Origin of the sequence: Bradyrhizobium uaiense (genome assembly GCF_010811875.1) — a bacterium.
GTDB classification, from domain to species: Bacteria; Pseudomonadota; Alphaproteobacteria; order Rhizobiales; family Xanthobacteraceae; genus Bradyrhizobium; species Bradyrhizobium uaiense.
Window position 1 is genome coordinate 25,864 of the sequence record NZ_VKHP01000094.1, and the last position, 6,117, is coordinate 31,980.

The following is a 6,117-nucleotide window of genomic DNA, read 5'->3' on the forward strand; positions in this document are numbered from 1 at the left end:
CGCGGCTGATATGGCCGATCCGCGTTCCGGGATAAGCTGGACAATCCGGAATGGCTTGTTCACTATATCGAACAATGCAGGATTTCGACCTTCGCGACCTCGACGCCTTCGTGGCGGTGGCGCGCACGCGCAACTTCCGGCGTGCGGCGCTGGAGAGTCGCGTCTCGGTTTCGAGCCTCAGCCAGCGCCTGCGCGACATGGAGGAGCGGCTCGGCGTCCGCCTGATGAACCGCACCACCCGCAGCGTAGCGCTGACCGAAGCCGGGGAGCTGCTGCTCGCTCGTGTCGCGCCGGCCATGGTCAACGTCGCCGACGCGATCACCGAGGTGCGCGGCCTGCGCGCCGAGCCGTCGGGGCGGCTGCGCATCAACGCGCCGCCGCCCGCGGTCGATCTGGTGCTGGCGCCGATGATCGCGCCGTTCCTCGGCAGATATCCGCAGGTCGACCTCGATGTCGTGGCCGAGAGTGCGTTCGTGGACATCGTCGCGCAGGGCTTTGACGCCGGCGTGCGCTATGGCGAGCATCTGGCGCAGGACATGGTCGCGGTTCCGCTCGGTGCGCCACAGCGCTACGCGGTGGTGGCATCGCGCGACTATGTCGCAAAGCACGGCCGGCCGATGCATCCGAAGGATCTGCTGACGCATGCCTGCATCCGCAGCCGCTTCAGCAACGGCGTGATGTTCGATTGGGAATTCGAGAAGAATGGCCGCCTGGTGAAGGTGTCGCCGCCGGCCAAGCTGACTGCGACCTATCTCGGCCTTGCGCTGCGCGCGGTCCATGACGGCGTCGGCTACTGGGCGACGTTCGAGGGCTATGTCCGCTACGGCATCAAATCCGGCGCGCTGGTCAGCGTACTCGACGATTGGTGCCCACCGTTCGACGGGCCGTTCCTGTACTATCCGAGCCGGCGTCAGCCGCCGCCCGCGCTCGCCGCCTTCGTGGCGTTCGTCGCCGACTGGCGCAAGCAGGCGCGGCGGAAGACGAAGTCGAGCTAGATCCGCATCGTCGTCCCGGCCTTGAGCCGGGACCCATATGTGGACGGCCCCCATCAACCACAGCTCTCACAATGACTAAGGTTGGGGCTCCAGCTCAACATAAACATCGGTGGTTATGGGTCCCTGCATTCGCGGGGACGACGACACCGAATGTGCGTTTACAGCGAGCGCCAGCCGCATCGGCTACTTTGCATGGGGTTGTTTTAGATATTTTGGCCGCCGCTCTCTTCCCCTTCCCCCTGAAAGGGGGAAGGTCGGGATGGGGGTCAGCCGCAGGCGACACTGCCTACGTGGAGACAGCTGATCCCCACCCGCTTTGCTCTGGCGAGCAAAGCGACCTCCCCTTTTCAAGGGGAGGTTAGGGCATCACGCGGTTGCCTTTATCCAGCTACAAGCGCCCTACAGCATGCTCGGCAGCACGCGATCCGGCGGCTTGTGGGCGTCGAGGAAGGTTCGGATGTTGATGATCACTTTCTCGCCCATCTCGACGCGGCCTTCGATGGTGGCCGAGCCCATATGCGGCAGCAGCGTCGCCTTGCCGGCCCTGGCGAGCCGCACCAGCTTCGGGTTCACCGCGGGCTCGTGCTCATAGACGTCGAGGGCGGCGCCGCCGATATCGCCGGCTTCGATCAGCTTGATCAGCGTGTCCTCGTCGATCACCTCGCCGCGCGCGGTGTTGACGACATAGGCCTCTTTCCGGATCAGCTTGAGCCGCCGCGCCGAGAGCAGATGATAGGTCGCCGGCGTGTGCGGGCAGTTCACCGAGATGATGTCCATCCGCGCCAGCATCTGGTCGAGGCTTTCCCAATAGGTCGCCCCGAGCTCTTCGGCGATCATGGGCGCCACCGGGCGGCGGTTGTGATAGTGGATCTGCAGGCCGAAGGCGCGGGCACGGCGCGCCACGGCCTGGCCGATACGGCCCATGCCGACGATGCCGAGCCTCTTTCCCCCGATGCGGTGGCCGAGCATCCAGGTCGGCGACCAGCCGGCCCAGTGCTGCTTGCCTTCGGTCAGGATCGAGGCGCCCTCGATCAGGCGCCGCGGCACCGCAAGGATCAGCGCCATGGTCATGTCGGCGGTGTCCTCGGTCAGCACCTTCGGCGTGTTGGTCACCGTGATGCCGCGGGCATGCGCGGCGGCGACGTCGATATTGTCGACGCCGTTGCCGAAATTGGCGATCATCTTCAGCTTGCAGTCGGGCTGATTGATCACGTCCTCGCGGACCATGTCGGTCACGGTCGGCACCAGCACGTCGGCGGTCCTCGCCGCCTCGGCGATCTGCTCCGGCGTCATCGGCGTGTCGTCGAGATTCAGTCTGGCGTCGAACAGCTCGCGCATCCGGGTCTCGATCGAGTCCGGCAGCTTGCGGGTGACGACGACGAGAGGCTTTTTCTTTACCGACATGTCCTGCTTTCATGGGGCGCGCGGCTCGCCAAAAACCGAGCCGTTCAGGCCTCATTAACCCGGTTGTTCGACACTGCTGAAAGCCGTGCTGTCCCGGCGTTTCCTTCGCGTTTCCTAGGGTTCCCCGATACTTGCCCCGGCTTTCGTCAGGGGAAATTCGGGTGTTCTCGCTCTCAGGCGTTCCGTCCTCTCTAGCAGAAGGCCGGGCCAAGACAAGAACCCCTCGGATCCATGTGTGCAGGGGACGAATGGCGCAGGTGCAGGGGGCCTTCGGGCAGGGGTTTGGATTTGGGTTTGGGTTGCAGCTCGCCGAATGCGGGTTGGGCATCTCGGCAGGAGACGAGTTGATGGTCTGGCGTTTTGGTTCATTGGTGGCGCTGGTCGGGAGCATGCTGAGTGCGTCGGTCATGCCCGGACATTCCGCCAAGGATTTGAGCCCCACCACCAGCGGCCTGCCGATTCCGCGCTATGTCAGCCTGAAATCCGATCATGTGAACGTCCGCGCCGGCCCGACCAAGGACAACGACGTCGCCTGGGTCTACACGCGGTCGGGGCTGCCGGTCGAAATCACCGCCGAGTTCGAGAACTGGCGCCGGGTGCGCGATTCCGAAGGCGCCGAAGGCTGGGTCTATCATTCCCTGCTGTCCGGCCGCCGCACCGCGGTCGTCACCATGAAGAACAAGGACGATTTGGCCTCGCTCTACGATCGTCCCGACGCCAGCAGCGCCATCGCGGCGCGCCTGCAGGCCGGCGTCGTCGCGCAGGTCAAGAAATGCGCCAATAACTGGTGCCGGGTCACCGGCAACGGGTTCGACGGCTGGATCGAGCAGCAGCGCCTCTGGGGCGTCTACGCCGACGAGAAGGTGGACTGAGCTCCCCGCCCCAAATGAAAATGGCCGGGACGAGCCCGGCCATCGCAACTCAAATCGACGGTAAGACGGTTCAGCGCTTCTTGCGCAGCCGCACGACCATGTCGACGCGGGAAATCTCGTAGCCATCCGGCACGTTGGGCATCTTCGACAGCACGAGGTTCGGGTCGGGAATGTCGACCAGCTCGTGATTATGCTCGAGATAGAAGTGGTGATGCGTCGACACGTTGGTGTCGAAATAGGTCTTGGTGCCGTCGACGCTGACCTGACGCAGCAGGCCGGCATCGGTCAGCTGGTTGAGCGTGTTGTAGACGGTCGCCAGCGACACCGGAACCTTGGCCAGCGTGGCTTCTTCGTACAGCATTTCAGCGGTCAGGTGGCGCGCGCCCTTGCCGAACAGCAGCCAACCCAGCGCCATGCGCTGACGGGTCGGCCGGAGGCCGGCAGACTGCAGCATCTCGTTGACGTCATGCCACGGGCAGCCGGTCAGGGCAGGGTGGTGCCCAGCGCCCCGGGCAGCCGGGTGCACGGCATCGTCATTCACAGCCGGTACTTCGTCGTTCATGTCCACTCTATGCACCCAACTCAGGCAATATTCCTCATAAATATAAAAGGATGGCTATCAGATGCAAGTTTTTCGCAACTAGAACGAATCCAAGCTGCGGTAGAAACCTAAGGAGAGACCGCAATTTATCAATGGAATGCCGCTTTGCCGCCCAATTAACCCTATGTTAGAGAGCGCGCGGACCACATATGCGCTTTCGGCAGAGATAACAGGCCGGTAGCGTACCCAGGTAGCGCCAAGATGCGGGACGGGTTATTCCGGTTCCCGTGGGTAGATTAAGGTCCGACCAAGCAAGAGCGCTTCATCGGGATATCAGAGGTGGATAGAGGATGCTGGATCGGCGCGGCGGTTACGAATACGAGGATTTGCTGGCTTGCGGGCGGGGCGAGCTTTTCGGTCCCGGCAACGCTCAGTTGCCGTTGCCGCCGATGCTCATGTTCGATCGGATCAGCGAGATTTCGGAGACCGGCGGCGAGTACGGCAAGGGGCTGGTACGCGCCGAGCTCGAGGTGAAACCGGATCTCTGGTTCTTCGGCTGCCATTTCAAGAACGATCCGGTGATGCCGGGCTGCCTCGGTCTCGATGCGATGTGGCAAATGGTCGGCTTTTACCTTGGCTGGATCGGTGGCGAAGGTCGCGGTCGCGCGCTCGGCCTCGGCGAGTTGAAGTTCTCCGGACAGGTGCTGCCGCACGCGCGCAAGGTTGTGTACAACATCGACATCAAGCGCGTGATGCGGTCAAAGCTCGTGCTTGGAATTGCCGACGGGTGGCTTTCCATGGACGACGAGATTATTTATCGCGCCAAGGACTTGAAGGTCGGATTGTTCAAGCAGGGCACGGCGCCATCTTGAGCAGGATGGTCAGGCGGCAACATAAAGGCAGGGCGAGGCGAACATGAGGCGGGTTGTCATCACGGGGATGGGCATTGTCTCGTCCATCGGTAACAACACCCAGGAAGTGCTTGCGAGCCTCTATGAGGCGAAGTCGGGCATTTCGCGTGCGGAGAAGGCCGCGGAACTCGGCTTCCGGTCGCAGGTGCATGGCGCGCCGACACTCAATCCTGCCGAGGTGATCGATCGCCGCGCAATGCGCTTCCTTGCCGAAGGTGCCGCCTGGAATCACGTCGCCATGGAGCAGGCGATCCGCGACTCTGGTCTCGAGGAGAACGAAGTCTCCAACGTGCGCACCGGCATCATCATGGGATCCGGCGGACCGTCGACACGCACACTGGTGGAGGCCGCCGACATCGCGCGCGCCAAGGGGCCGAAGCGTGTCGGTCCGTTTGCTGTGCCGAAGGGCATGTCGTCGACCGCGTCGGCGACGCTCGCGACCTGGTTCAAGATCAAGGGCGTGAACTACTCGATCTCCTCGGCTTGCGCGACGTCGAACCATTGCATCGGCAATGCCTATGAGACGATCCAGATCGGCAAGCAGGACATCATTTTCGCCGGCGGCTGCGAGGAGCTCGACTGGACGCTGTCGGTGCTGTTCGACGCCATGGGCGCCATGTCCTCGAAATACAACGATACGCCGGCGACGGCCTCGCGTCCCTACGACATCAGCCGCGACGGTTTCGTGATCGCCGGTGGCGCAGGCGTTGTCGTGCTGGAAGAGCTCGAGCATGCCAAGGCGCGCGGCGCGCGAATCTACGGTGAAGTCGTCGGCTACGGCGCGACCTCGGACGGTTACGACATGGTGGCGCCGTCGGGCGAGGGCGCCGAGCGCTGCATGCGCATGGCGATGTCGACGGTGAATACGCCGGTCGACTACATCAATCCCCACGCCACCTCGACGCCGGCCGGCGATCCGCCGGAGATCGAGGCGATCCGCAAGGTGTTCGGCACCGGCGACAAGTGCCCGCCGATCTCGGCGACCAAGGCGCTGACCGGCCACTCGCTCGGCGCGACCGGCGTACAGGAAGCGATCTACTCGCTGCTGATGCTCAACAACGGCTTCGTCTGCGAGAGCGCGCATATCACCGAGCTTGATCCGGCATTCGCCGACATGCCGATCGTGCGCAAGCGCATCGACAACGCCAAGCTGACCACTGTGCTGTCGAACTCGTTCGGCTTCGGCGGCACCAATGCGACGCTGGTGTTCAGGCGGCTTGACGCCTGATTTCGCCTCTCTTCGCTTGCTGAAGGAGGTCCGCAGCCGGCGAATGGGGATATTGCAACGATCCGAAAATGGGGTGGGAATGATTATCGAACCGCGCGTGCGAGGCTTAACATGGGCACTAGTAAAGATACACGGCTGACGACAATCGATTCAGGGACGAAAACGG

At 63.3% G+C, this 6,117-nt stretch carries 6 protein-coding genes; 4 read left to right on the plus strand and 2 right to left on the minus strand.

Annotation, left to right across the window (positions count from 1 at the left end):
• Positions 1–74 precede the first annotated feature (74 nt).
• Positions 75–995, plus strand: coding sequence for a LysR family transcriptional regulator (locus tag FNJ47_RS22230; protein WP_163156894.1), 921 nt, complete (start codon positions 75–77; stop codon positions 993–995).
• 399 nt (positions 996–1,394) lie between these two features.
• On the opposite strand, the gene FNJ47_RS22235 is transcribed toward FNJ47_RS22230, so the two are convergent.
• On the minus strand, positions 1,395–2,399 hold the full coding sequence (locus tag FNJ47_RS22235; protein WP_163156880.1) for a 2-hydroxyacid dehydrogenase: 1,005 nt from the start codon (positions 2,397–2,399) through the stop codon (positions 1,395–1,397).
• 347 nt (positions 2,400–2,746) lie between these two features.
• Here FNJ47_RS22235 and FNJ47_RS22240 point away from each other — a divergent pair, with 347 nt between their 5' ends.
• A complete protein-coding gene (locus FNJ47_RS22240) occupies positions 2,747–3,271 on the plus strand; it encodes an SH3 domain-containing protein (protein ID WP_430649405.1) in 525 nt (174 codons plus the stop codon).
• Between the two features lie 70 nt (positions 3,272–3,341).
• Here FNJ47_RS22240 and irrA read toward each other — a convergent pair whose 3' ends face one another.
• Entirely contained in the window at positions 3,342–3,833 is a 492-nt protein-coding gene (irrA, locus tag FNJ47_RS22245) for an iron response transcriptional regulator IrrA (RefSeq protein WP_163156898.1), read from the minus strand.
• Positions 3,834–4,162: 329 nt separating this feature from the next.
• On the opposite strand from irrA, the gene fabA reads away from it, so the two are divergent.
• Positions 4,163–4,684: a 3-hydroxyacyl-[acyl-carrier-protein] dehydratase FabA gene (gene fabA / locus FNJ47_RS22250; RefSeq protein WP_163156882.1), complete on the plus strand. Its 522-nt coding sequence runs from the start codon at positions 4,163–4,165 to the stop codon at positions 4,682–4,684.
• 43 nt (positions 4,685–4,727) lie between these two features.
• Positions 4,728–5,951, plus strand: a complete 1,224-nt coding sequence (fabB, locus tag FNJ47_RS22255) for a beta-ketoacyl-ACP synthase I (RefSeq protein WP_163156884.1) — start codon at positions 4,728–4,730, stop codon at positions 5,949–5,951.
• The last annotated feature ends 166 nt before the right edge of the window (positions 5,952–6,117 follow it).

Coding starts and splice junctions, on each gene's coding strand:
- fabA (WP_163156882.1), top strand. CDS start 4,163: ATGCTGGATCGGCGCGGCGGTTACGAATACGAGGATTTGCTGGCTTGC.
- FNJ47_RS22230 (WP_163156894.1), top strand. CDS start 75: ATGCAGGATTTCGACCTTCGCGACCTCGACGCCTTCGTGGCGGTGGCG.
- fabB (WP_163156884.1), top strand. CDS start 4,728: ATGAGGCGGGTTGTCATCACGGGGATGGGCATTGTCTCGTCCATCGGT.
- irrA (WP_163156898.1), bottom strand. CDS start 3,833: ATGAACGACGAAGTACCGGCTGTGAATGACGATGCCGTGCACCCGGCT.
- FNJ47_RS22235 (WP_163156880.1), bottom strand. CDS start 2,399: ATGTCGGTAAAGAAAAAGCCTCTCGTCGTCGTCACCCGCAAGCTGCCG.
- FNJ47_RS22240 (WP_430649405.1), top strand. CDS start 2,747: ATGGTCTGGCGTTTTGGTTCATTGGTGGCGCTGGTCGGGAGCATGCTG.